At 65.8% G+C, this 23,516-nt stretch carries 19 protein-coding genes and 1 tRNA gene; 8 read left to right on the forward strand and 12 right to left on the reverse strand.

Annotation, left to right across the window (positions count from 1 at the left end; translation table 11 throughout):
* The first annotated feature begins 719 nt into the window (after positions 1-719).
* Complete coding sequence (locus tag EMO90_RS11175) at positions 720-2,870, forward strand: glycoside hydrolase family 127 protein (RefSeq protein WP_150354778.1); 2,151 nt, start codon at positions 720-722, stop codon at positions 2,868-2,870.
* A 322-nt stretch (positions 2,871-3,192) separates the two neighbouring features.
* Here EMO90_RS11175 and ettA read toward each other — a convergent pair whose 3' ends face one another.
* Together ettA and EMO90_RS11185 are read right to left on the reverse strand one after the other, a co-directional pair.
* Positions 3,193-4,872 carry an energy-dependent translational throttle protein EttA gene (gene ettA / locus EMO90_RS11180; RefSeq protein WP_150354777.1) on the reverse strand — a complete coding sequence of 560 codons (1,680 nt, stop codon included), beginning with the start codon at positions 4,870-4,872 and terminating at the stop codon, positions 3,193-3,195.
* Between the two features lie 6 nt (positions 4,873-4,878).
* On the reverse strand, positions 4,879-5,481 hold the full coding sequence (locus EMO90_RS11185) for an MFS transporter (RefSeq protein WP_150354776.1): 603 nt from the start codon (positions 5,479-5,481) through the stop codon (positions 4,879-4,881).
* Between the two features lie 100 nt (positions 5,482-5,581).
* On the opposite strand from EMO90_RS11185, the gene EMO90_RS11190 reads away from it, so the two are divergent.
* Positions 5,582-5,917 (forward strand): hypothetical protein, encoded by a 336-nt coding sequence (locus tag EMO90_RS11190; protein WP_150354775.1) that lies wholly within the window; start codon positions 5,582-5,584, stop codon positions 5,915-5,917.
* An 80-nt stretch (positions 5,918-5,997) separates the two neighbouring features.
* Here EMO90_RS11190 and EMO90_RS11195 read toward each other — a convergent pair whose 3' ends face one another.
* On the reverse strand, positions 5,998-7,464 hold the full coding sequence (locus EMO90_RS11195) for a DHA2 family efflux MFS transporter permease subunit (protein ID WP_150354774.1): 1,467 nt from the start codon (positions 7,462-7,464) through the stop codon (positions 5,998-6,000).
* 326 nt (positions 7,465-7,790) lie between these two features.
* On the opposite strand from EMO90_RS11195, the gene EMO90_RS11200 reads away from it, so the two are divergent.
* Genes EMO90_RS11200 through EMO90_RS11210 form a run of 3 tightly spaced genes read left to right on the forward strand, consistent with a single transcriptional unit; the run spans position 7,791 to position 10,578 of the window.
* Positions 7,791-8,921, forward strand: coding sequence for an ABC transporter ATP-binding protein (locus EMO90_RS11200; RefSeq protein ID WP_223849831.1), 1,131 nt, complete (start codon positions 7,791-7,793; stop codon positions 8,919-8,921).
* Positions 8,918-9,727: an ABC transporter permease gene (locus tag EMO90_RS11205; protein ID WP_150354773.1), complete on the forward strand. Its 810-nt coding sequence runs from the start codon at positions 8,918-8,920 to the stop codon at positions 9,725-9,727. Before EMO90_RS11200 ends, EMO90_RS11205 begins: the two co-directional genes overlap by 4 nt.
* Positions 9,727-10,578 carry an ABC transporter permease subunit gene (locus tag EMO90_RS11210; protein WP_150354772.1) on the forward strand — a complete coding sequence of 284 codons (852 nt, stop codon included), beginning with the start codon at positions 9,727-9,729 and terminating at the stop codon, positions 10,576-10,578. Before EMO90_RS11205 ends, EMO90_RS11210 begins: the two co-directional genes overlap by 1 nt.
* A gap of 203 nt (positions 10,579-10,781) precedes the next feature.
* Here the strand turns inward: EMO90_RS11210 and EMO90_RS11215 are convergent, their stop codons facing one another.
* The 5 genes from EMO90_RS11215 to EMO90_RS11235 form a co-directional block, all read right to left on the reverse strand.
* Positions 10,782-11,396 (reverse strand): sugar O-acetyltransferase, encoded by a 615-nt coding sequence (locus EMO90_RS11215; protein WP_150354771.1) that lies wholly within the window; start codon positions 11,394-11,396, stop codon positions 10,782-10,784.
* A 118-nt stretch (positions 11,397-11,514) separates the two neighbouring features.
* Positions 11,515-12,357 (reverse strand): YoaK family protein, encoded by an 843-nt coding sequence (locus tag EMO90_RS11220; protein ID WP_150354770.1) that lies wholly within the window; start codon positions 12,355-12,357, stop codon positions 11,515-11,517.
* 13 nt (positions 12,358-12,370) lie between these two features.
* Positions 12,371-13,945 (reverse strand): class I SAM-dependent rRNA methyltransferase, encoded by a 1,575-nt coding sequence (locus tag EMO90_RS11225; RefSeq protein WP_223849830.1) that lies wholly within the window; start codon positions 13,943-13,945, stop codon positions 12,371-12,373.
* Between the two features lie 138 nt (positions 13,946-14,083).
* Positions 14,084-14,590 carry a hypothetical protein gene (locus EMO90_RS11230; protein ID WP_150354769.1) on the reverse strand — a complete coding sequence of 169 codons (507 nt, stop codon included), beginning with the start codon at positions 14,588-14,590 and terminating at the stop codon, positions 14,084-14,086.
* Positions 14,591-14,838: 248 nt separating this feature from the next.
* Complete coding sequence (locus tag EMO90_RS11235; protein WP_150354768.1) at positions 14,839-15,507, reverse strand: HAD family hydrolase; 669 nt, start codon at positions 15,505-15,507, stop codon at positions 14,839-14,841.
* Between the two features lie 526 nt (positions 15,508-16,033).
* On the opposite strand from EMO90_RS11235, the gene EMO90_RS11240 reads away from it, so the two are divergent.
* The 3 genes from EMO90_RS11240 (at position 16,034) to EMO90_RS11250 (ending at position 18,335) form a co-directional block, all read left to right on the forward strand.
* Positions 16,034-16,107 (forward strand) — tRNA-Asp (locus EMO90_RS11240).
* Between the two features lie 224 nt (positions 16,108-16,331).
* Entirely contained in the window at positions 16,332-16,847 is a 516-nt protein-coding gene (locus EMO90_RS11245) for a MarR family winged helix-turn-helix transcriptional regulator (RefSeq protein ID WP_223849829.1), read from the forward strand.
* Positions 16,848-16,886: 39 nt separating this feature from the next.
* On the forward strand, positions 16,887-18,335 hold the full coding sequence (locus EMO90_RS11250) for a DHA2 family efflux MFS transporter permease subunit (protein WP_150354767.1): 1,449 nt from the start codon (positions 16,887-16,889) through the stop codon (positions 18,333-18,335).
* A gap of 25 nt (positions 18,336-18,360) precedes the next feature.
* Here EMO90_RS11250 and EMO90_RS11255 read toward each other — a convergent pair whose 3' ends face one another.
* The 4 genes from EMO90_RS11255 to phnE (EMO90_RS11270) form a co-directional block, all read right to left on the reverse strand.
* A complete protein-coding gene (locus EMO90_RS11255; RefSeq protein WP_190972083.1) occupies positions 18,361-19,446 on the reverse strand; it encodes a MurR/RpiR family transcriptional regulator in 1,086 nt (361 codons plus the stop codon).
* Between the two features lie 499 nt (positions 19,447-19,945).
* The gene (locus tag EMO90_RS11260; protein ID WP_150354765.1) at positions 19,946-21,535 is read right to left on the reverse strand and encodes a bifunctional metallophosphatase/5'-nucleotidase; all 1,590 of its coding nucleotides are present in this window, start codon (positions 21,533-21,535) and stop codon (positions 19,946-19,948) included.
* Between the two features lie 91 nt (positions 21,536-21,626).
* Complete coding sequence (phnE, locus tag EMO90_RS11265; protein ID WP_150354764.1) at positions 21,627-22,496, reverse strand: phosphonate ABC transporter, permease protein PhnE; 870 nt, start codon at positions 22,494-22,496, stop codon at positions 21,627-21,629.
* Between the two features lie 12 nt (positions 22,497-22,508).
* Positions 22,509-23,360, reverse strand: coding sequence for a phosphonate ABC transporter, permease protein PhnE (phnE, locus tag EMO90_RS11270; protein ID WP_150354763.1), 852 nt, complete (start codon positions 23,358-23,360; stop codon positions 22,509-22,511).
* Between the last annotated feature and the right edge of the window lie 156 nt (positions 23,361-23,516).

Consider the following 23,516-nt stretch of genomic DNA (forward strand, 5'->3'; position numbering starts at 1 on the left):
TGCTGACCGCGACGCGGGATGTGATGCATGGCGTGACCCGGGGTGTAGGCCGTGACGTGGGATGTGACTTGGGGGAGTTGCGGCCGGGGCATGTGACATGGGGTGTGACATGGAGTGCGGGCCGTGACCGGGCGTGTGGCGTGTGCGGTGAGGCGTGACGTGGGGTGTGACGGGGCGTGTCAACCGTGACATGGGGCGTGACACGGTGGTGTGTTGTGACTGGGCGTGTGACATGGGGTGGCCATGCCCGGTCACAGTGCGATAGGAATGGCGGAATCAAGCCGTTTTCAACCCTGCGTGACGGGGTGTGTCCACGCCCGGTCACACTCCCGCACTCCGGGTCACGCGCCCGGTCACGGTCGTACGCCCTGTCGCACGCCTTGTCACGCGCCTTGTCACGCCGCACGCCTTGTCACGCGCCCGGTCACGGTCGCGCGTCGCACGCCCGGTCACGCGCCTTGTCACGCCGGCTTCTGGTCGCACGCCTAGTCACGGTCGCACGTCGCACGCCCTGTCGCGCGCCCGGTCGCGCTTGCTGCGGCCGGTGCGATGTCCTAGTGCGATGTCCGGTGCAGCGCCCTATGTGATGTCCCTGAAATGCCAGCCTCGAAGACCTGACCTTTTGGCACCTAATCGGGATTCCATCCATCGCGCGCCGCAGCGGGTCGGACGTACAGTGGGACCATCGTCAATCACTACATACAAGGACGTGTATCCACATGGACAAATCACGATTCAGCAGGCCGATCGACCTGCATGACGTTGCCGTCACCGATGAATTCTGGCACCGCGAGCAGGAGCTGGTGCGCACCGAGGTCATACCTTACCAGTGGGAGGCCCTGAACGATCGCGTGGAAGGCGCCGATCCGAGCTACTGCATGCACAACTTCAAGGCCGCCGTGCGCCAGAAGGAACGCGAGGGCGAACAGGGCAAGCAGTTTGAGGCCCCCGCATACTCCTACCGTGGCTTCAATGCGCTGCCCGAGGATCCGAAGCATCCCGATCCGGACAAGTTCTACGGCTTCGTGTTCCAGGACACCGACTTCTCCAAGTGGATCGAGGCGGTGGGCTACTCGCTGGTCAACCATCCGGATCCGGAACTCGAGCGGATCGCCGACGGGGCCATCGACATCGTGTGCGCGGCCCAGCTGGACAACGGCTATCTGGACACCTACTACATCCTCAACGGCATGGACCGCGCATTCCACTGCCTGCGCTGGCACCACGAGCTCTACTGCCTGGGCCACCTGATCGAGGGCGCGATCGCGTACTGGCAAGGCACCGGCAAGGACAAGCTGCTCAAGGCAGCCGAGCGATTCGCCGACTACGTTGCCAGCGTCTTCGGCCCCGAACCCGACCAGTGCAAGGGCTACCCGGGCCATGAGATCGCCGAAATGGCGCTGGTCCGCCTGTACGAGGCCACCGGCAAGGACAAGTACCTCAAGCTCGCCAAGTTCTTCATCGACGAGCGAGGTACCGAGCCCAACTACTTCGACTACGAGGGCGAGCGCGATCGCAGGGACAACTACAAGGACACCAACTGGACCTTCGACTTGCCGTACGCGCAGGCCCACAAGCCCGTGCGCGAGCAGCGCGAGGCCGTCGGACACGCGGTGCGCGCCGGCTACCTCTACTCCGGCATGGCCGACGTGGCCCGCGAGACCGCCGACGACACGCTGTACGACGCCTGCCGCAACCTGTGGCGCAACATCGTGGACAGAAAGCTGTACATCACCGGCGGCATCGGCGGCACGCACGAGGGCGAGGCGTTCTCCTACAACTACGACCTGCCCAACGACACCGCCTACTCCGAGACCTGCGCGGCCATCTCCCTCGCGTTCTTCGCCCGCCGCATGCTGGAGATCGAGGCGAAGTCCGAATACGGCGACGTGATGGAGCAGGCCCTGTACAACACCGTGCTCGCCGGCATGGCGCTGGACGGCAAGAGCTTCTTCTACGTGAACCCGCTGGAGGTCAACCCCGAGGCGTGCGCGAAGGACAAGCGCATCGGCCACGTGAAGCCCGTGCGCCAGAAGTGGTTCGGCTGCGCCTGCTGCCCGCCGAACATCGCGCGCATCGTCAGCTCGGTGGGCGAATACGCCTTCACCGCGAACGATTCCACGCTGTTCGTCCACCTGTACGCCGGCGGCAGCGTGTCCGCATCGTTCGGCACCGGCGAGGCGGGCGATGATCGTCGCCAGCTCACGCTCGAGGGCACGAGCGAGATCCCGTGGGGCGGCAAGGCGTCGTACACCGTGCATGCCGGGGCGCAGGCTCCGGTCCACGCCACGATCGCATTCCGCATTCCCGGCTGGAGTGTGCCGAGCGGCGTCAAGGTGAGCGTGGACGGCGCATCCGTGTCCGGCGTGGCCGCCGCGGAACTGGCCGGCGCGTTCGGTGCGGCCGGCAAGAGCGCCGAGGTGCGCGATGGCTACCTGTACCTGACCGGCGATTGGTCCGACGGCGAGACGATCGCCTTCGACTTCCCGATCCCGGTGCGCGCCAAGCGGGCCAACCCGCAGGTGCGCGAGGATGTGGACAAGGTCGCGTTCGTGCGCGGCCCGATCACGTTCTGCGCCGAGCAGGCGGACAACGGCGCCGATCTGCAGCTCAACCGCGTCGACTTCGCCCGTGCCGGATACGACATGAAGGGCGTGGGCGTGCGCCGCGTGGACGATGTGTTCGGCTTCCCGATCGTGGAGCTGAGCGTGCCGGTGCTGCGCTTGGCCGACGATGGTCTCACTCCCGGCGAGGGCCTGTACGCCGATTATGCGCCGGCTGTCGAGAAGGCCGCCGAACTCACCCTGATCCCGTACTTCACCTGGGCCAACCGCGGCGTGGGGGAGATGACGGTCTGGATCCGCGCCTGATCGGGGTTGACGGTTTTCCCGTCATCCTGAGCGAGGCGAAGGATCCTTGGCCATTGTACGCATAGTCATAGTGCAGAAGGTTAAGGCTCCTTCGACTACGCGCGTTGCGCTCCGCTCAGGATGACGAAAAACAATGCCCCGTCATCCTGAGCGGAGCGTAGCGAAGCCGAAGGATCCTTAAACCCACGCGCCGAGTCATTCCCGACTAGTGCAGAAGGTTAAGGATCCTTCGACTCGCTCCGCTCGCTCAGGATGACGATGCCCCCCTCGGATAACCGAGGGGGGCATCGTCAATTCAGCGGACCACGGCCGTCGATCGCGCTCAGACGCGGGTCAGCTTCCTGTGCAGGCGGTGCGGACGTGCCGCATCCTCGCCCAGACGCGCGACCTTGTTCTCCTGGTACGCCTGGAAGTTGCCCTCGAACCAGTACCACTTGGCCGGGTTGTCATCATCGCCCTCCCACGCGAGGATGTGCGTGGCGACGCGGTCCAAGAACCAACGGTCGTGGGAGATCACCACGGCGCAGCCCGGGAACTCGAGCAGCGCGTTCTCCAGGGACTCCAGGGTCTCCACGTCCAGATCGTTCGTGGGCTCGTCGAGCAGCAGCAGGTTGCCGCCCTGCTTGAGGGTCAGGGCCAGGTTCAGTCGGTTGCGCTCGCCACCGGAGAGCATGCTGGTGAGCTTCTGCTGATCGGAGCCCTTGAAGCCGAAGCTCGCCACGTAGGCGCGGGTGGGCACTTCAACACCGGCGACGTCGATGAAGTCGAGACCGCCGGAGACCGCCTCCCACAGGTTCTTGTTCGGATCAAGGCCGGCGCGGTTCTGGTCCACGTAGCTGATCTTCACCGTGTCGCCCACCTTCAGCTCGCCACTGGTGAGCGGCTCGAGGCCCACGATCGTCTTGAACAGGGTGGACTTGCCCACGCCGTTCGGGCCGATCACGCCCACGATGCCGTTGCGCGGCAGCGTGAAGGACAGGTCGTCGATCAGCACGCGATCGCCGAACGCCTTGTGGATGTGCTCGGCCTCCAGCACCAGCGAGCCCAGACGCGGGCCGGCCGGGATCTGGATCTCGGAGAAGTCGAGCTTCTTGTTGTTGCGCGCCTCGTTCTCCATCTGGTCGTAGCGCTCCAGACGGGCCTTGTTCTTGGCCTGGCGGGCCTTGGGGGAGGAGCGCACCCAGTCGAGCTCGTTCTTGAGTCGCTTGGCGAGCTTGGCGTCCTTGGCACCCTGGATCTCCAGACGCTTCGCCTTGGTCTCCAGATACGTGGAGTAGTTGCCCTTGTACGGGTACAGGTGACCGCGATCGACCTCGCAGATCCACTCGGCCACGTTGTCCATGAAGTAACGATCGTGGGTGACGGCGATCACGGCGCCCTTGTACTGGTGCAGGAACTGCTCCAGCCACAGGATCGATTCGGCGTCCAGGTGGTTGGTGGGCTCGTCGAGCAGCAGCAGATCGGGGGCCTCGAGCAGCAGCTTGCACAGGGCCACGCGGCGGCGCTCGCCACCGGAGCACACGTTCACCGGGGTGTCCGGATCGGGGCACTGCAGCGCGTCCATGGCCTGCTCGAGCTGCGAGTCGAGGTCCCAGCCGTTGGCCGCGTCGATCTCGGTCTGCAGCTTGCCCATCTCCTCCATCAGCGCGTCGAAATCGGCGTCCGGGTTCGCCATCTCCTCGCCGATCTGGTTGTATCGGGCCACCTTGTCCGCGATCGGGCCGAATGCCATCTTGATGTTCTCGCCCACGGTCTTGGTGTCGTCCAGCGGCGGCTCCTGCTGCAGGATGCCCACCGAGAAGCCCGGCGTCAGGGTCGCCTCGCCGTTGGACACGGTCTCGATGCCGGCCATGATCTTGAGCAGCGTGGACTTGCCCATGCCGTTGGGGCCCACCACGCCGATCTTCGCGCCGGGCAGGAAGCTCAGCGTCACGTCATCGAGGATCACGCGATCGCCGTAGGCCTTACGGGCCTTGATCATTTGGAAGATGAATTCTGCCACTTGCAGTTACTCCTTAACAAAGATTGCAAATTCGCCGTTCCGTCGGTTTGCGCATGCCGGTCGCCCGGTGCGGCGTCTGTCCGCATAGCGATCGCTTTCATGCCAAACCACCGCCCACCATGGTAACGGAAGGGCTGGAATGGTAACACTCGCAGCTGGGAACTCACAACGCGGAACGTTTGGTTCGTTTTTGGGCTCGAAAATGGACCGAAAACGGACCAAACGTTCCGCGCTGTCATTCCGCGCTGTCATCGGCGGGGCGAGATCAGCGGTGCGAGATCGCCCCGCTACGGCGGCGGTTGTGATCGCGATGATGAGCGCGGCGATGAGGAAGCTGCCGAACAGCCCCACGCCGATGATCGAGCCGAACTGGTGGAACACGGTGAGCAGGCTGGATCCGGCGCCGCTGTGCTCGGCGGGCACGGTGGACATCGCCCAGGTGAGCATGGCCGGCTGGCCTGCGCTAAGTCCTAGTCCTGCCATTGCCTGACCGGCGATCAGGAGGATTCTGACGAGAATAGGAATCCACTCGGACGGTGCGGCGATCGAATGCTGTGCATTGATCAGACCTGCGGAGAACACCGAGAAGCCGGCGAACATGAGTGCCACCGACACCTAGGGGAGGTTCAATGGGGCGTGCGATGCGGCGGTCGCGGACGGCTGGAATCCGGTCTGTCTCGTCCGCTTCGATGCTGCGGTCTTCGAGGTGGTGGCATGGATCAGCGCCATCACGACGAGGAACACCACTGCGTCGAATCCAAAAATGCCGCGCCATCCGGACATCGCGGTGACGGCGCCGCCGGTGATGGGTCTGAACGGCACGCCGAGCATCGCGGTGGCCGTGGACAACGCCCGCGCGCGCGGCGAGATCACCTGCGAGCTGCCGGAGAGCCTGATGCGGATGCCGGGCGATCTGGGCTGGGCGGCCATCGTCCGCGACATGCGCCCCCTTGCCGAAGAGGACATCGTCGCCGTCGTGGACGAACTGCTCCTGCCATTGGTGCATTATTACGAGGAGCGGCGCGGAACAAAGCGGAACGTTTAGTCCGTTTTTGCCGTGTTTTTCAGCAAAAAAACGAACCAAACGTTCCGCGCTGTGCCAGTCGGACAGTCGGGCGGGCCGCGTCAGCCGCGCTTGCGGTCGCGGATGAACAGGGAGGCGACCAGGCACGCCACGCATACGACGGCCACGTCGCGCATGGAGGCCTGCACGCCGGCGGCGGAAGCGGCGGCCGCATCCAGACCGGACTGCTCGGCGGCCGCGGCGTGCGTGTTCATGATCGTGACGAGCAGGGCTATGGCCATGGCGCCGGAGGTCTGGCGCATCGTGTTGTTCATCGCGGTGCCGTGCGGGATGCGCTGGCCGGGCAATTGATTCAGCGCGGCGGTGACCAGCGGCATGGAGCTGAACGCGGAGCCGGCCAGCAGCAGTGTGAAGTACAGCGCGGGCTGCCAGACCAGGGAGTGCTCGTTCATGGTGGCGAGGAGTACGGCGGCCGCGGTGAGCAGTGTGAAGCCGATCAGCGCGATCGGCCGGCCGCCGATGCGGTCGTAGAGCCGGCCGGCCACCGGGTTGAGCAGACCCATCACGATGCCGCCGGGCATCATGATCAGACCCGATTCGAGCGCATTGACGCCCAGATCGTTCTGCAGATACAGCGGCAGCACGTTCTCGATGCCGATGAACGAGGCGAATCCGATCACGGAGACCGTCAGACACAGGGAGAACATCGGGATCGCGAAGATGCGGAAGTCGAGCATCGGCTGCGTAAGGTGCAGCTGCCGGACGATCAGCAGCACCAGCCCCACCACGCCGATCGCCAGCGAGACCAGCACCGTCGCGCTGGCCCAGCCGGCCTTGCCTGCGTCGGAGAAGCCGAACAGCACGCCGCCGAAACCGAGCGTTGAGAGCGCCACGGAGAGCACGTCGATATGCGGCCTCGTCGGTTCGCCCACGTTGTACACGGTGAACCAGGACGCCACGATCACGCCGCCCGCAATGACGACGAGGATGATGAACATCCAGCGCCAGCTGAGCCACTCGACGAGCAGTCCGGAGACGGTGGGGCCAAGCGCGGGGGCGAAGGCGATGACCATGCCGAACATGCCCATGGCCTGACCGCGGCGCTCGGGCGGGTAGACGCGGAACAGTACGGTCTGCAGCAGCGTCATGAGCACTCCGGCGCCGCACGCCTGAAGGATGCGACCGGCGAGCAGCAGCGCGAAGCTCGGGGCTGCGGCGCAGGCCAGCGAACCGACGAAGAACATGCCCATCGCGTAGCCGAACAGCTGGCGCGTGGTGAACGTCTCGATGAGGAATGCGGTGACGGGGATCATGATGCCGTTGGTGAGCATGAAGCCGGTGGTGAGCCACTGCACGGTGCTGCTGGGCACGGCGAATTCGCGCATGAGCGTGGGCAGCGCGGAGATCATGAGCGTCTGATTGAGCACGGCGGCGAACGATCCGATCATCAGCGTGACGATCATGGCCTGCGTGTTGAGACGCGCTGGTGCGGGCTCTGGTGCGGTCGTGGCCTGCGAGGAAGCCGGCTGCGCGGGCTCGGCTGGGCTGTTGGGTCGGGGTGAGGTCATGGTTGTCGTCCTTCGTATGGCCGTATGGTCGTATGGCCGTTATGCGGCATGGTTCGGGTGAATCCGCCTGTATTGTAATTCCGCCGTCCGCTTTCCTGACGCGCCGCTGCGCACATGCTAAGAGCGTCGGGCGGGATAACGCGGAACGATTGGACCGTTTTTTGGCTCGAAAACGGTCCGAAAACAGTCCAAACGTTCCGGTCTGCTGTGTTGGCCCGGCCGGGGCGTATGGGATCCGTTAGGGCGGTGTGACAGATCGCGCGCATGATCCGTATGATGACCCCGGAATGAAGAGGCCGGGCGAGCGCCCGGCGGAGAGAGGCGGAATGATGGAATCGGGCAACCGCGGGGTTTCGTGCGAGACCCCCGCGATCCTTACATGGCATCTGACCAAACGGTATGGCAAGGCGCGCGGCATCGAGGACGTGAACCTCAATGTGCATGAGGGCGAGATCTTCGGATTCATCGGACCGAACGGCGCCGGCAAATCCACCACGATCCGCACGCTGCTGGGTCTGATCCGCAGGACGAGTGGCGAGGCGTCCATCTTCGGCCTCGACTGCGATCGGGATCGCACGCACATTCTGGAGCAGGTGGGCTACCTGCCCAGCGAGGTGTTCTACTACGATGGCATGCGCGCCCGCGATCTGCTGAAGTATGCGGCGAGCTTCTACCGGAAGGACTGCTCGGCGCGCATCCGGGAGCTTTCGGCGAAGCTCGGCCTGAATCTGGACCAGAAGGTCGAGGACATGTCGCTGGGCAACCGCAAGAAGGTGGGCATTGTGCAGGGTCTGATGCACTCGCCGCGGCTCATCATACTCGACGAGCCGACCAGCGGCCTCGACCCGCTGGTGCAGCGCGCGTTCTTCGACCTCATGCTCGAGGAGAACCGCCGCGGGGCCACGATCCTGTTCTCGTCGCACATTCTTTCGGAGGTGCAGCGCATCTGCGACCGCGTGGCGATCATCCGCGAGGGGCGCGTGGTCGCGGTGCGCAGCGTGGCGGAGATGCGGCGGTCGGCGGTCAAGCGCGTGACAATCGGATTCGCCGAGTCCTCCACGGCCGCCGCAGCCGCCGTCCGCACGCTGGAGGCCATGCCCGGCGTTCGATCTCTGAACGCGGACGCGATCGGTGCCAGTGCCAGTGCCGGCAGCGATGCCCAGTCCAGCGGCGGCTCCGATTCCGGCAGCGGGGCCGGCGGCGACCGCATCGCGTCCGGCACGGCTAGCGCGTCCTTCCTGTACGAGGGCGACTGCAACGCGCTCATCGCCGCGCTCGCCGGCCTGGACCTCGCGGACGTGGAGATCGCCGAGCCGACGCTGGAGGAGGTGTTCATGCACTACTACCAGCCGGATGGGGACTCCGGGGAGCTTTGTGCGCTGGACGCCCGGACCGCAGAGGCACAGAACCGTGGCATGACGGAGAACCGTGGCGCGGCGGAAAGGCCCGCGCGATGAACGTCTACCTCTTCGAGCTGAAGGCCCAGTTGCGCGGCTTTCTGGCGGGCGTGATCACGCTGATCGGCGTCGCCGTGGTGTTCCTGTACGGCGCCTACCCGATCTACCGCGATTCCAAGGCCGATGTGCAGCATATGATCGACGGCTTTCCGCCGCAGTTCGCCGCGCTGTTCGGCGTGAACAAGGACGTGTTCTCCTTCGGCGGCTTCTACCGGTTCAGCTCCCTGTACTTCATGCTGATCGTGGCGATCATGGCCTGCGGATGGGGGCTGTCCATCTTCGGGCGCGAGAAACGATCGAAGGCCGTCGACTTCCTGTTCGTCATGCCCGCGTCCCGCATCCGCCTGTACGCGGCCAAACTCGCCGCCGGCCTCACGCTGACCATCGCGGCCGGGGTGCTGTTCCTTGGCACGGTGGCGCTGATCTACGCCCAATTCGGCGACGATCCCACCGCCACGTCCATCCCGCTGTCCCGACTGCTGCTCGCCGCATGCTCGCTGTTCGGCATCGGCGTCCTGTTCCTGTCCTTCGGCGCGCTGACCGCGGTGCTGCTCCGTCGCATCCGCAGCGTGTCCGGCATCGCCACCGCATTCGGCGTGCTCGGGTTCATGCTGGTGTCTCTGCCCGAAATGACCGGCGAGGAGAAGTACCGCGTCATCTCGCCGTTCACTTGGTTCAATGTGTCCGAGGCGCTGGATCATGGGAGCTACGAGGCCGGTTATGCGGGTCTTGCCGCTGCGGTGGCCGTGCTGTGCTTGACCGGTGCGGCCGCGGTGTATGCGCGCGCCGATGCGAGGGGGCTGTGATGGGAACCCGTGTGATGCTCGCCGTGGTCGCGCGAGAATTGAAGGCCAACGCCAAGGCGTTCCTGGTATGGGCCGTGGCGATCGCGCTGTTCAACGTGGCCGGCGTGATGAAGTTCGAGGGCATCGCGTCCGGTGATCCCGAAGCCGTGCGCAAGCTGACCGACGCCTTCCCGAAGGTGGCGCTCGCGGTCATGGGCATCTCCGATCTGGACATGTCCACGTTCGCCGGGTACTACGCGGTGCTCGAATTCTATGCGGGCATCATGGCGGCCGTGTACGCCGTGGCGCTCGCCCGCAACGCCGTGTCCCGCGAAATGGTCGACGGCACCTATGAGTTCCTGTTCGTGCGGCCGGTGACGCGCACGCGGATTTTGACCGCGAAGCTCGTGGCCGCGCTGGTGTGCGCCGTCGCGTTCGTTGCGGTCAATCTAGTTTCGTCGCTGCTGTGTCTGGGGCTGCTGTGGGATGTGCCCGGCCTGTCCGGCGGCTCCGGGCCCAATCCGGCTGCGGTGGTCTGGCGGTTCAACGTGTGGCTCATGGCCCTGCTGCTGGTGTTCGGCGCGATCGGCGCATGCGCCTCCGCGGTGTGTCCGAGCCCGGATCGCGGTGCGGCCATAGGCAACGCCTCGGTGGTGGTGGCCTACGGCATGGGCGTGGTGTACGACATGTTCTCCGATCACGAAGCCGCGGTGGCCGCCCGGGTGCTGAGCCCCTTCCGCTATGCCACGCCTGCCGACGTCATCGCGGGATCGGTCCCGGTCCCATTCGTGGCGTTGGCCGCGGGGCTTGCAGTGGCCGGTTTCGCCGTGGCGTACGTGGCGTTCGACCGGCGCGATCTGGTGCCGCGCTGATGCTTGGCCTTGGGCGTTGACGGGCGGATGGACGGTCCGGGCCGGTTTGCGCTATGGCTTTTTCCGAGTTGTGCATGCCGTTTGGCCGGTATGGCGGATATCGGCATTTCGAAATCGTTGAAATGATGCGGATCCGCAGACCGGCATATCCTGGGTATGCCCATTTGGGCATGCACAACTCGGAAAATGCCGGCGGGAACGGCTCAGATGCCGTCCGGAATGCGCCGATCGCGCCAGTAGTACTCGCGATCGTGATCGTTGATCGGCCGCACCACGCGGCACGGGGAGCCGAACGCGACCGAGTCGGCCGGAATGTCACGGGTGACCAGGCTGCACGCGCCGATCACCGAATTGTCGCCTATCGTCACGCCCGGCAGCACGGTCACGTTCGCGCCGATCCACACGTTGCGGCCGATGTGGATGGGCTCGGAGAACTGGGCGAGCCGTTCGCGCAGATCGGGCCTGACCGGGTGGCCGGTTGCCACTAGCGTCACGTTCGGACCAATCATGGTGTGGTCGCCGATGAATATCTCCCCGTCGTCCACCAGCGTGAGGTTGAAGTTGGCGTAGGTGTGGCTGCCCCAATGGGTGCAGCACCCCCAATTGGCGTTGAAGGGCGGTTCGATCCACACGTCCTCGCCCATTTCGGCGAAATACGCGCGCATCAGCCGCTCGCGCTCCGGATCGTTCGCCCTCAGGGTGTTGATGGTGTGCAGCAGGTCCCGCTGCCCGGCCTGCGCGGCGCCCATCGTCGCGTCGTCCCAAAGATACACGCCGGGTTGGTGCATGGCGTCGAGTACGGATTGCGGCACGGTCATGATGGCTCCTCGTCGTTGGTTGCGCCGTCGCGCTGGTCACCCCATTATATGGAACATGGGCTTACCGGGCGTTTGAAGGACACCGCTGTGCCGTGCCCTGTCTACCGCCGGGCCCGCGCTACCGCCCGGTCACCCAGCGCGCGTCGGAGCGGACATGCGGGATCATCAGCGCGATCACCATGAGCAGGCAGCCGATCATGACCATCAGGATCACGTCCTCATGCCCGCGCGTCTGCAGCATCGCGCCGGTGAGCGCGCCGATCGCCAACGCCGTCATGACCACCGCGCGGCGGCCGAGTTTCGATTGCTCGTGGCCGTGCGCCCAGGTGTCCGCGATCACGCCGGTCAAGGTCATGGTGAGCACGGTGGTGGGCAGATCGGGCACGGACAGCTTGCGCGCGGTGGAGTTCTGGATGCCCATGGCCGGGGCGAGCAGCACGATCAGCATGATGACGTGCAGGTCGATGTGGTTGGCGGTCGGGAAGTTCGGACTCGGCTGATCGGCGCCTGCGGCCTGCGCTGATTGCGCGGCCTGGGCGAGTGCGGCCCCGGTCCCGCCCATCGACGGCTCGGGCGCGAAGCGGTTGAGCACATAGATGCCGATCAGCGCCGCGACCACGAACGCCGTCTGCACGCAGGTGGACACCAGCAGATGCCGCGCCCGGTTCTCGCCGAAGTGGTGGATGATCCGCCCGCCGATCACCGCGCCGACCGTGAAGGCCGCGAGCGTGAGCGTGGAGGTCCACCACACGAAGCCTTCGGCGTGGGCGATCGAAAAGCCCAGGAAGACGATGTTGCCGGTCACATTCGCCACGAACACATGCCCCAGCGACAGGTAGCTCAGCGCGTCCACCAGACCAGCGACGAACGTGAGGATCACGAGCGCCGGGGAGAGCAGGCCGTACCGGTCGTCCTTGCGCGGGACGAGCGTGCGGCCTGCTTCGGCGAGGTGCGATGTCATGGATCCTCTCCCGTCACACCACCTGGAAAAGCAGGCACTTGAGGTAGTCGGTCTCCGGAATGCCCCAGACGATCGGATGGTCCGGCGCCTGCTGGCGCTCCTCGATTTGCCGCAGACGCACGCCGGCGTCCTTCGCGGCCTCGAACAGCATGGCCTTGAAACGGTCGTGATCCATGAAATGTGAGCAGGAGCAGGTGGCCAGGTATCCGCCGCGCGGCAGGATGCGCATGGCGCGGTAGTTGATCTCCCGGTAGCCGCGCGCCGCCGAGCCGATGGTCTTGCGGCTCTTGGTGAACGCCGGCGGATCGAGGATGATGAAATCGAAGCGCTCGGGGTTGTGCGTGCGTTCCAACTCGGGCAGCAGATCGAAGATGTTGGCCACCGTGAAGTCCATGCGGCCGGCCACATCCGGGCCATTGAGCCGCGCGTTCTCGCGGGCCATGTCGATGGCCGTCTCGGACACGTCGACCGCGCGCACGAACTCCGCGCCGGCATGGGCCGCGTTGAGGGCGAACGAGCCGGTGTGCGTGCAGCAGTCGAGCACGCGACGGCCCCTGGCCAGACGCGCCACGGCGAGGCGGTTGTACTTCTGGTCCAGGAAGAAGCCGGTCTTCTGGCCGTTGGCGAAGTCGACGTGGTACTTCACGCCGTTCTCCGTGATGTCGGTGACGGTCGGGCCGTTCTTGGACGCGGCATCGCCGGCGTCCGTGGCATCCGCGTGCCACCAACCGGTGGTCTGCTCCAGGCCCTCCAGCGCGCGCGTGGACACGTCGTTGCGCTCGTAGATGCCGCGGATGGCCACGCCATCGTCCTTGAACACGTCGAGCAGAGCGGGGAATACGACCGGCTTGAGCCGTTCCATGCCCGCGGACAGCGTCTGCGTGACGAGCACGTCGTTGAACCGGTCCACCACCAGTCCGGGGAATTCGTCCGCCTCGGCAAAGATAACGCGGCAGGCGGTCGCGTCGTTGCCCATCACGGTCTTGCGGTAGTCCCACGCCCACTGCGCCTTGCGACGCCAGAATCCCGGGCCGAAGTCGTCGTTCGCGTTGCGCGTGACCAGCCGCACGCGGATGCGGCTGTGGCGCGACAGCAGGCCGGTGCCCACATACGCTCCCTTCATGCTGACCACGTCGACGATCGAACCGTCCGGCAGTGCGTCCAGCGGGATGATCTCATCCTCGCTGGAGGGAGCGTTGAGCATCTCCTTGCGACGGCGGCGCTCGCGGAAGTCGCGCGGCCGGCCGGCGCGGGTGTTGCGCGGGCGGTCGGCGGCGCGGGCGACATCGTCGGGCTCGGCATTCGGGCGATCGGCATCTGCGGCGGGCATGGTGTCCGTGATGGGCCCATCGTCCTCGGACGGGTCGCCGGCCGCCATGCCGTCCGCCGATCCGGCAGACGTCGATCCATCCGGGGCTCCGCCGTCCCACGCGCCGGGCTTGAGCGACCCGTTGTTGTCCCACGATCGTCCATCGGGCAGTTCGAACCGTCGGATCTCGCCCTCATACACCCAGCTGTGACCATCCTGCAGCATGCGTTCGCCCTTCGCGGTGATCACCGCGCGTGCATAGGCCCTGTTCGCCTTCATATCAATCCTGTCTCGTGTATTCCCGTACGTTCCGCTCTACTCATTGGCGGAACCCATGCGGACAATATGGTATATGCGACCGTGCGGAACGGGCATGGGGGTAGCGTGTCAGCGCAGGGGAGTCCGACGGGCCCGGCGTCAGTGGGTCAGCACGGGGATGCGGGTGGTCGGCGGCAGCGGGCCGGTGGGAAGGAAGCCGGTGGGCGGGATCCGCATCAGATCGCGGTCGCGCTCATCCATGGGATAGTCGGCGTAGGCGCAGATGCGGTGCTGCCCGTAGCCGATTCGGTAATGGCCGTCGCCCGTCTCGCTCGCCTCCACGCTGGGGTCCCCGTAGCCGAACCACATTTCCAGGAAGGTGCGCTCGCGCAGCGAAGGCGCTTCGAACTCCAATTCGGGCTGCTGCTCGGGGTGCCGTTCCAACTGTTGCGCCGCCTGGGACAGTTGATCCCGGACGGCCTGCCAATCCATGGCGTCCCATTCGAGACGGTTGTACTCCTCATGCCGGCTGGGCCAGAAGTCGTCATCGAAATCGCCGCTGTACGGCTCGGGGACCTGCGGGAATTCCAGCCGCCCCAGCGGAACGGATGTCCACCTCGCCTGGGAGCCGATGTCGTTGTTGGCCGTCAAAGAGAACGCGCCCATGATAACCCTCCACCACCCTGATGTTTGCATGCCGCGGGCACTCAGTTATGCGTCGCGGAGGACTCCGCGTCAGGGGAGCCCCATGATTGTTATGTGAATGAAAAACGTCCGCTATTTGGACAATAACGGGCGAATCGAAATCTTAGGAACGGGTGGAATCGGCCGCAACCGGCGTTCGACTCGAGGACGTCGGATGTCCGGCTCGTGGAATTGCGTGAGTGCCCGGGGCGGAGGGGCGGAGCCAGGCGTCACAGACCGAGCTGCGCGCGCGTGCGTTGTGCGGACGTGAACCGGAGGGCCTTCAGTCCCGCGGCCCGCGCGCCTTCCACGTTGAAGGGCGAGTCGTCCACGAACAGCGTACGGCCGCAGTCCGCGCCGAAACGCTCCACCGCCAGGTCGAAGAAGGCGCGGTCCGGCTTCGCGATGCCCCCGGACTCCAGTCCGGACACCACCACGCCGTCCATCATGCCGAACAATTCCGGGAACCGGCTTCGGGCCGCCGGCCAGGTGTCCTTGCCCCAGTTGGTCAGCATCCAGACGCGCATGCCGCGGGCTTTCAGATCCGCGACCAGCTGCGGCATGCCGGGCATCGTGCCGATCAGCGCGCGATCGGCATGCGCGGCGTACGCGCGCATCATGAGTCCCAGCCGCGCGCCGTACTCCCGCTCGTATTCGGGCAGGAGGGTTTCGTAATCCGTTCCACGGTCGTGCAGATCGTCGAAATACATGAAGCCGCAGTGGTCATCCTCGGCGAGGAAGTCGTCGATGGCCTCCTGCGAGAACAGGCCTTCCAGAGCGCGTTTCGGCTGCCAATCGACCAATACGCCGCACATGTCGAAAATCACGCCGGTGATGTTGCCGGTGGCTTGGCCCTTGTCGGTGGCTTGGCCCTTGTCGGTGGCGAGTGTGGTGCGCATGTCATTCCCCTTTTTGTGCGCCGGATTGAATGCCGACCAGCGTAGGGCCTGCGGAAGGGGGATGCAGTGCCTGTCCCGGGAGCCGGACGCGTGTGCAATGGGGCGGCTCGGCTCGGATGTCCGGCTGTTCGGAGGGTATCTTGCATATCCGGGGCGGATTTCGAGGTTTGCAGGATGCTATATGCGTCTTTGGGGGCGTCTCGTGACCAATCATGCCGCGGCTGCGTTGGGGCCGATGGCGGAATTCCGCCATTTTTGGCACCGGAATGGTGGGGGAATGGCGATTGGGTGGCGTGTATGGCGTTTTGGACGCCCCCAAAATGATGAATATCACTCTGCAAAGCCCGGAATCCGCCCCCAACCGTGCAGATACGCCCGCTGCCCGCTGACTACGTTGCTGACTATGTTGCACTGAGATCCGCATCCGCGAATGTCGTAAAACGGCTTCACCGGGCGCGACACGCCGGGATGTGACAAACGCTTCAATTCCTGTAATATATCCCCTTGTGCTCGCAAGGAGCACAAGGGCCCCGTAGCTCAGTTGGTTAGAGCGCCGCCCTGTCACGGCGGAGGTCACCGGTTCAAGTCCGGCCGGGGTCGCTAGCAAATCCCTCATCCGAAAGGATGGGGGATTTTTTTTGTTTTCCTCATGCTGTTTTTCGACCGGCGTTCGGCCGGTGTTCCTTGGTCATCGGCCATCCATGCCGTCATAATGACCGATGTCTAGAGCCCTCATATAGTTACTAATAGTAATTATGTCTAGTATCTAATTTGTTCAAGCGCGGAGGCGTGGAGACGCGCACGCGCAGAAAGGCGGAAATCGTATGGCATTGCCGGTCGAAGAGGTGCGCAGGCTGCTCGACGCCTGCTGGAAGGCCAAGACGATCACCGAACTCATGCCCGAGCTGCCCGCGGGGTTCAAACCCCGCTACGTGCATGTGATCGACGCGATCTGGCACATCAACCAGCGCGGATCCGGCGGACAGATGCAGGGCTCGGCCCGTGTGGGCGACGTCAGCGCGTTTCTTGGGATCACCACGCCGTCGGTCACCAAGCTCGTGGGGGAGATGACGGAACGTGGACTCGTGACCAAGCATGCGGATGCGGACGACCGTCGCGCGGTCACCCTCACGCTCACCGAGCAGGGACTGGAGATCCGGCGCACCTATGTGGAGGAGTACCACGCGCATCTGGCCGAGCTGCTGGGAGGCCTGACCGCCGAACAGTGCGAAGCGGTCGTGGACACGATCGGCGAAACGCTGCGACTCATGCGCCGGGACGGGGAAAACCGAGCCCTCGAACGCCAAACCGGCGAAGACCGGGCTGGTCGGATCGGCTGAACACGAACGAGTTTTGAAACAAGACAAGGAGACCAACACATGAAGGACACGCCCAATACCGCCGCGGCCACCGGCAAGACCGGTATTACCGGCAAGCGGCCCGTCGCCCGGCGGCTCATTATTGCCGTGGTGGCGCTCGCCATCCTCACCTTCCTCGGCATCCTTTCGGAGACGTCGCTCAACATCGCGTACTCCACGCTCATGGCGGAGTTCTCCATCTCCGCGGACGTGGTGCAATGGCTGACCACCGGCTATCTGCTGCTGCTGTCGGTCGCGATCCCCGCCTCGCCGTTCATGGTCCGCCGGTTCGCCACCAAGACACTGTTCGTGGCGGCCGTGCTGATCTTCGCGGCCGGCACGCTGATCGGCGCGCTCGCGGTGAACTTCCCAATGCTGCTGGCCGCACGTCTGGTCATGGCGCTCGGCACCGGCATCTCCCTGCCGCTGATCACCAACATCATCCTGGAGAAAGCCCCGCTCGAGCAGCGCGGCATGATGCTGGGCATCGTGAGTCTGGTCACCTGTGCGGCCCCGCCGATCGGCCCGGTGTTCGGCGGCGTGGTCATGGAGTACCTCAACTGGCACTGGATCTTCTACACGATGCTGCCGTTCCTGGCGATCGCGTTCGCGCTTGGCCTGGTCTCCGTCCCGGAGATCAGGCATGAGGGCGACGCGGAAGGCGCCACGATCAGCGTGCCCTCCATGCTGCTGGTGGCCGTGGGGCTCGCCGCGCTGATCGTGTCCGTGAGCTTCTTCGCCGAATGGAACGGCGACTGGCGGTTCTGGGGCGTCCTCGCCCTCGCTGTGGCCGCGCTCGCCCTGTTCGTGTGGATGCAGCTGCGCATGGATCGCCCGCTGGTGCAGGTGCGCGTATTCGCCCATCCCGGATTCACGCTGGGCATGCTGATTCTGCTCATGGCATCGGGCGGCGTGCTGGGACTCAACTTCCTGCTGCCGATCCTCCTGCAGCGCGGGTTCGGCATGGGCAGCCTCGAGGCGGCTTTGGTGCTGTTGCCCGGCGCGGCGGTGGGGGCGATCTCCGCCCCGCTGATCGGCGGCATGCTCAAGAATCACTTCCCGCCGAAGTTCATCGTCATTGGCTTCGCGGTGACCACGCTGATGGATCTGGTGTTCGTGTTCCGCTCCGGCAGCGTCTGGACGGTGGCCGTGGCGTACGCCGCGTTCATGGCGTTCTCCGGTTTCGTGCTCGTGCCCGATCAGACCCACGCGCTGAACCAGCTGCCCGCCCGCCTCAACGCCGACGGTTCCGCGGTGATGAACACCGTGCAGCAGCTTGCCGGCGCGATCGGCACCGCCGTGGCCAGTACGCTGATCACCGAGTTCTCCGCCGCAGCGCCCTACCCGCAGGCGTTCTCCGCAAGCATGCGCGTGTTCGCCGGACTGGCTTTGGCCGGCGTGGCGCTCGCCGCGCTGATGTTCCGTTTCTCGGTCCGCCGCCCGCCTGAGATGACGCTCGTGGAGGCGTGACGGAGATTGGCCGTCCGGGCGACGGTCAGTCCTCGTCGTCCTCCAGATGCTGCGAGATGACCGTGAACGCGGTGCCCGCCCGGCTTGCCTCCCGCTCGATCGCGGCGCCGATGGATTCGGTGAGGATCATCAGCGACACGCGCGAGACGTCCCGCAGCTCCTGGCCGAGCGTGAAGTCCGGCGGCTCCAGGATGAGCGCCACCTCGGCCAGGGAGGTGAGCGGCGAGGCGGCGAAATAGGTCATGGCCACCACATGCGCGCCGGCCTTCCTGCACGCGCGGGCCGCGGACAGGGAATGCGCGTTGACGCCGGATCCGGAGATCACGAACGCCGTGCAGTCGTCGGTGAGCATGCTGGCGGCGATGTGCTGGTCGATCACGTCGTTGAATACGATCACGTCGATGCCGCAGCGCAGCAGGCGTGACGCGAAGCTCTGCCCGATCGGCGCGGACAGTCCCGAGGCGATGATGAGGATGCGTCGGGACCTCAGGATGAGCCGGACCGTCCGATCCAGATCCGCGGTGGACAGCATGCCCATTAGTGTGGGCATGCGGCCGGCGAGCGAGAGTGCATGGCGGATCACGTCGGCGCCGGCGGTTGCGCTGTCCGGTGCGGGGGCGATCGGCGGAATGATGGTCGGAACGGTGGGCGGAACAGTGGAATGGGAGGGCTGCCGGCTGGGGGTGGCGGTGTCGCCGGCGCGGTCGTCTGCGTCCCCGCTTGCCGCGCCGGCAACGCCGCCGTCGGCCGAAGGGCCGGCCGCCGTGCCCGCGACCGTTGGGGCCGGCGTGATCATCGGAACCGCCGAAACTCCCGGAACTCCCGAAACCGTGGGAACCGCTGGGACCGGAGTTGGGAACATCGTGGGCTGCATGCGGTCCCTCGCCAGCAGCACGCGCACCTGCTGGTAGCCTTGGTATCCCAGCGACTTGCAGGTGCGTACCACCGTGCCGGCCGACGCTCCGGATCCCGCGGCCACGGCGCTCACGGTCAGATCGCCGCCGTCCTGGGCATGCTGCAGCAGAAACTCGGCCACCCGCCGCTCCGCCGCCTGCAGCGACGGCAGCATCGACAGGATCCGCGACCTGACCGGCATCGATTCGATATCCATCCCCACCCTTTCTGTGCGCGATTCATCGTACCCGGAGCGGTGCGCGACGGTCCTCCGTTGTCTCGAGTTGTTACCGAATCTCGAATTGGTGGCGACTCGAGACGCGGGGCGGGTCGCTGAGCCGGGCCGCTGTGTCTCAAACCACTGCCAATTCGGGCGATGGTGGCGACTTGAGACGCGGGGCGGGCCGCTGTGTCTCAAACCGCCACCAATTCGGGCGATGGTAGCAACTTGAGACACGAAGGGCGTGTGCTGCGTCTCAAACTGCATCCGTTCTCTGAATTGGGGGTGGTTTGAGACGCAGACTGTGGCTCCCGTGTCTCAAATCGCATCCGAATCCCGTTGCGGGGGCGATTTGAGACACGGCGATTTGAGACACGGGCCGAGGTTGGAGTGAGGTTGCCGTGTCTCAAAATGCCGCCAATTCGGACAAGCCTGGATTCAGGCGGGCCGGACGGACTAATGGCAAATCCGCCCGGCCCGCGACGCCCGCCCGCGCTCAGCCGGCGACGATCGTCGGCCCGCCGTCGATGCGTGGCTCCCACGGGCTGTGCCGGGCAAGGAACTCCGCGACGAGCCCCTGCATGGACCGGTCGACGGTCCGCACCACCGGGCAGTCGGCCAGCGCCTCGTACCCGCCGGTGCCGCTCGCCCGGTAACTGTTGACGCACAGTTCGATCGGCCCGTCCGGCAGCGGCGTGCCGTCGGAGAACGTGAGTCTGGTGACGCGCGAGCCGGCCGGGCGCGTCAGATCGAACGTGTAGGCGAGTCCCGCGTAGTAGTCGTAGTTGTAATGCTCCACCTTGGGCTTGAGGAACCGTGTGGAGATGCACGGGCGGCCCTGATCGTCCAGATCGAAGTACTCGGCGCATCGCTCCAGGGCCGCCCGCAGCGCCTCGGGCGTGACGGCCAGCACGGCCAGCGTGTTGGCGAACGGGTAGGCCTGCGCCACATCGTTGGCCGTCACCTTGGCGGGCAGCCCGGAGCCCACGCCCACGCCGGTGAGCGACGCGGCGGAGATCCTCGCCCTGGTCGCCTCCAGCTGCACGGCGTTGAACAGGGCCGCCAGCTCGCTGCCGTGCATGGCCACCTCAAGGTGCGACTGGTCCGGGATGGGCCGGGTGAGCGTGCCCACCGGCCGGGTGAGCCAGCGTTCGGTGCGCTCCTCGTAAGGCAGCAGCGTGGCGTATGGTTCGTCCTCGTGGCGGCTGCCCACGGGCACGAGCCGCGAGCTCGCGTGGAACGAGCCGTCGTCCTCCAGCGTGCAGATCATCTCGGCGAATTCGGTGGCCGTGGCGCAGGTCTGCACGGTGGCCGTGCCGTTGATGGTGGCGCCGGGCATGGAGATGTGCTGGTGGCCGGAGATGAGCACGTCGAAGTCGAGGTCGTGAGCGATTCGCCACGCGCGGTTTTCGGTGGTTTCGCTCATCACCGCGCCGGTGTTCACGTCCCGCTCGTAGCCGCCGTGGTAGATGCACACGCTCACATCGCAGCGCGGTCGCAGGAACACGCTCATGTCCTGCGCGGCTTGGAAGGCGTCGGTCACCACCAGATCCTCCAGATTCTCCGGACGCTCCCACACGTTCACCCAGTCGGTCACGATGCCCGTCACGCCCAGTCGGATGCCGTTGGGCAGGTCCAGGAAGGCGTAGCGGACGATGGGCAGCCGGTTCGTCAGATCGCGCACGTTGGCGCACACGCAGGTGGCGTCCAGGGCGTCCAGATAGTCGGCGATCGCCTTGCGCCCGTAGTTGAAGTCGTGGTTGCCGAGCGTGACGAACCGGTATCCGACCGCGTTGAACGCCGTGGCGATCGGATGCGGCAGACCCCGGGTCGCCTTCCGATCGTCGGACGATGCGTCGCCGCCCACGAACAGCTGCGAATACGGGGTGCCCTGCAGCGTGTCCCCGGCGTCCAGCGCGATGGTGGGGATCGGCCCGCCGTCCGGGCCGGGCTGGGCCGCCAGCGTGTGCACGTCGGCGGCGATGTTCAGCAGTCCGCAGGCCTTGGCCCGCCCGGTCGCGTAATCCACGGGGAAGATGTGCCCGTGCGTGTCCGAGGTGGAGCAGATGCGGAAGGATCGTGACATGGTTTTCCTTTCAGAAGGTCGGTTCGGACGGACCGAGTATGTCTTCTCGAGTACGGTCGGCCCGGACGACCAAGTGGCGGTTCGGGGATGCTCAGCCGCGGGCCAGCTTGGCGCGGAGCTTCGTGGAGCCGTACTCCACCAGCAGGATGAGCACGATCAGGCCCCACAGGATGGACGCGGCCTCGTTCCAGCGATAGGCGTTCATGGCGAAGATGAGCGGCGCGCCGATGCCGCCGGCGCCCACCAGGCCCAGGATCGTGGCGTCGCGCAGGTTCATGTCGAAGCGGTAGATGGCCGTGGACAGGAAGCTCGCCATCATCTGCGGCAGCACGCCGAACCGGATCTGCTGCCAGCGGCTCAGGCCCATGGCGGACAGCGATTCGAGCACGCCGCGGTCCAGATCCTCGATCGCCTCGATGAACATCTTGCTCACCATGCCCACCGAGCACAGGGACATGGTCATCAGGCCCGCGAACGCGCCCGGTCCGGTGACGCGCACGAACATGATGCCGTAGACGAACACCGGCACGGTTCGGATGGCCATGATGGCGAAGTTGGCGATCCATGCGATGGGCTTGGGCATGAGGTTCGACGCGGCCAGGAACGCGAGCGGCACGGCGATGATCGCGCCCACCACGGTGCCCATGAACGCGATGGCGATGGTTTCCACGAGCAGGTACGGCACGCCCGTGGTGGTGAGGTTGAACAGCAGCTGGGGAGCCGGATGGGCCAGGCCGTTGAGGATGCTGCCCACGATCGTCCAGCCGCTGTCCGCTTTGGCCCCGGACGCCTCGATGCCGACGGAGGACCAGACGAGCAGCGCCACGACGGCCACCGTGATCGCCACGCGGCCCGCGGTGGAGCGCGGTCGATCGGCGTACAGCTTGGCCAGATCGGCCCCGACGGGGTTGCCGGAGGCCGGGTTGGCGGCCTTGGGATTGGTTGCGTTGGTTGCGGTCATGATGGTCCCTCCCTATTCCAGCCTGCGGCGGATCGCGCGGCTCGCGGTTTCGATCACGAACACCGTGGCCAGCAGCTCCAGCAGGATCATGCCGACGGTGGAGTACTCGCGCCACGCGAGGTTCTCGTTGAGGATCAGGCCCAGGCCGCCGGCGCCCACGTAGCCCAGGATGGCCGAATAGCGCACGTTGCCCTCGAAACAGAACAGCGCGTTCGACATGTACGACGGCAGCACCGCGGGCAGCACGGCGAACCGGAACGCCTGCCAGGGCGAGGCGCCCAGCGCGGTCATGGCCTCGAAGGCGCCCATGTCCACCGACTCGATCTCCTCGTAGAGCACCTTGCCCAGATAGGAGAACGTGAACAGCGCGATGGCCGTGGTGCCGGCCAGCGTGCCGAGGCCGAAGATGTACGTGGCGATCAGGGCGGTGATGATGGTCGGCAGCGTGCGGATGAGGCTGAACACGAAGCGCATGGCCAGCGTGACCGCCTTGACGTGCACGATCGTGGTGGAGGCGATCATGGCGAACGGGACGGCCGCCACGGCGCCGATGGCAGATCCGAGCAGGGACATGCGGATCGTGTCGAGCAGGGGCTCCACGATGCCGCCGGCGCTCGACCAGTCGGGCGGGAACATGCGGCCAAGGATCACGAAGAACTCGTCGCCGCGCGCGGCCAGCACGGTCGGATCGAAGCCGGTGAACCACACGCAGAACGCGCCGAACACGGCGATGCCCGCAGCGATCGGCAGGGCGTACGAGCGGGGCTTGAACACCTCGGTGCCGCCGGGCAGTGTGATCGTGGAGCCGCCCTTGGCCGGGGCGTTGGCCACGCCGGCGGAAGCGGTCTGTTTGTCGCGGGCCATGTCAGCGCCCGCCTTCCGAAGCGTCGGCCGTGGGACGGTCTCTTTTATACATCTCTGCGCCCACGAGACCAGAGAGGCTCGCCTCTGCCGTCTTCTGCTTGCAGAAAAAATCGAATACCATGTTCTACTACAACAATCACCGATGCCATGCGTCAA

Source organism: Bifidobacterium vespertilionis (assembly GCF_008698145.1).
Classification (GTDB): Bacteria; Actinomycetota; Actinomycetes; order Actinomycetales; family Bifidobacteriaceae; genus Bifidobacterium; species Bifidobacterium vespertilionis.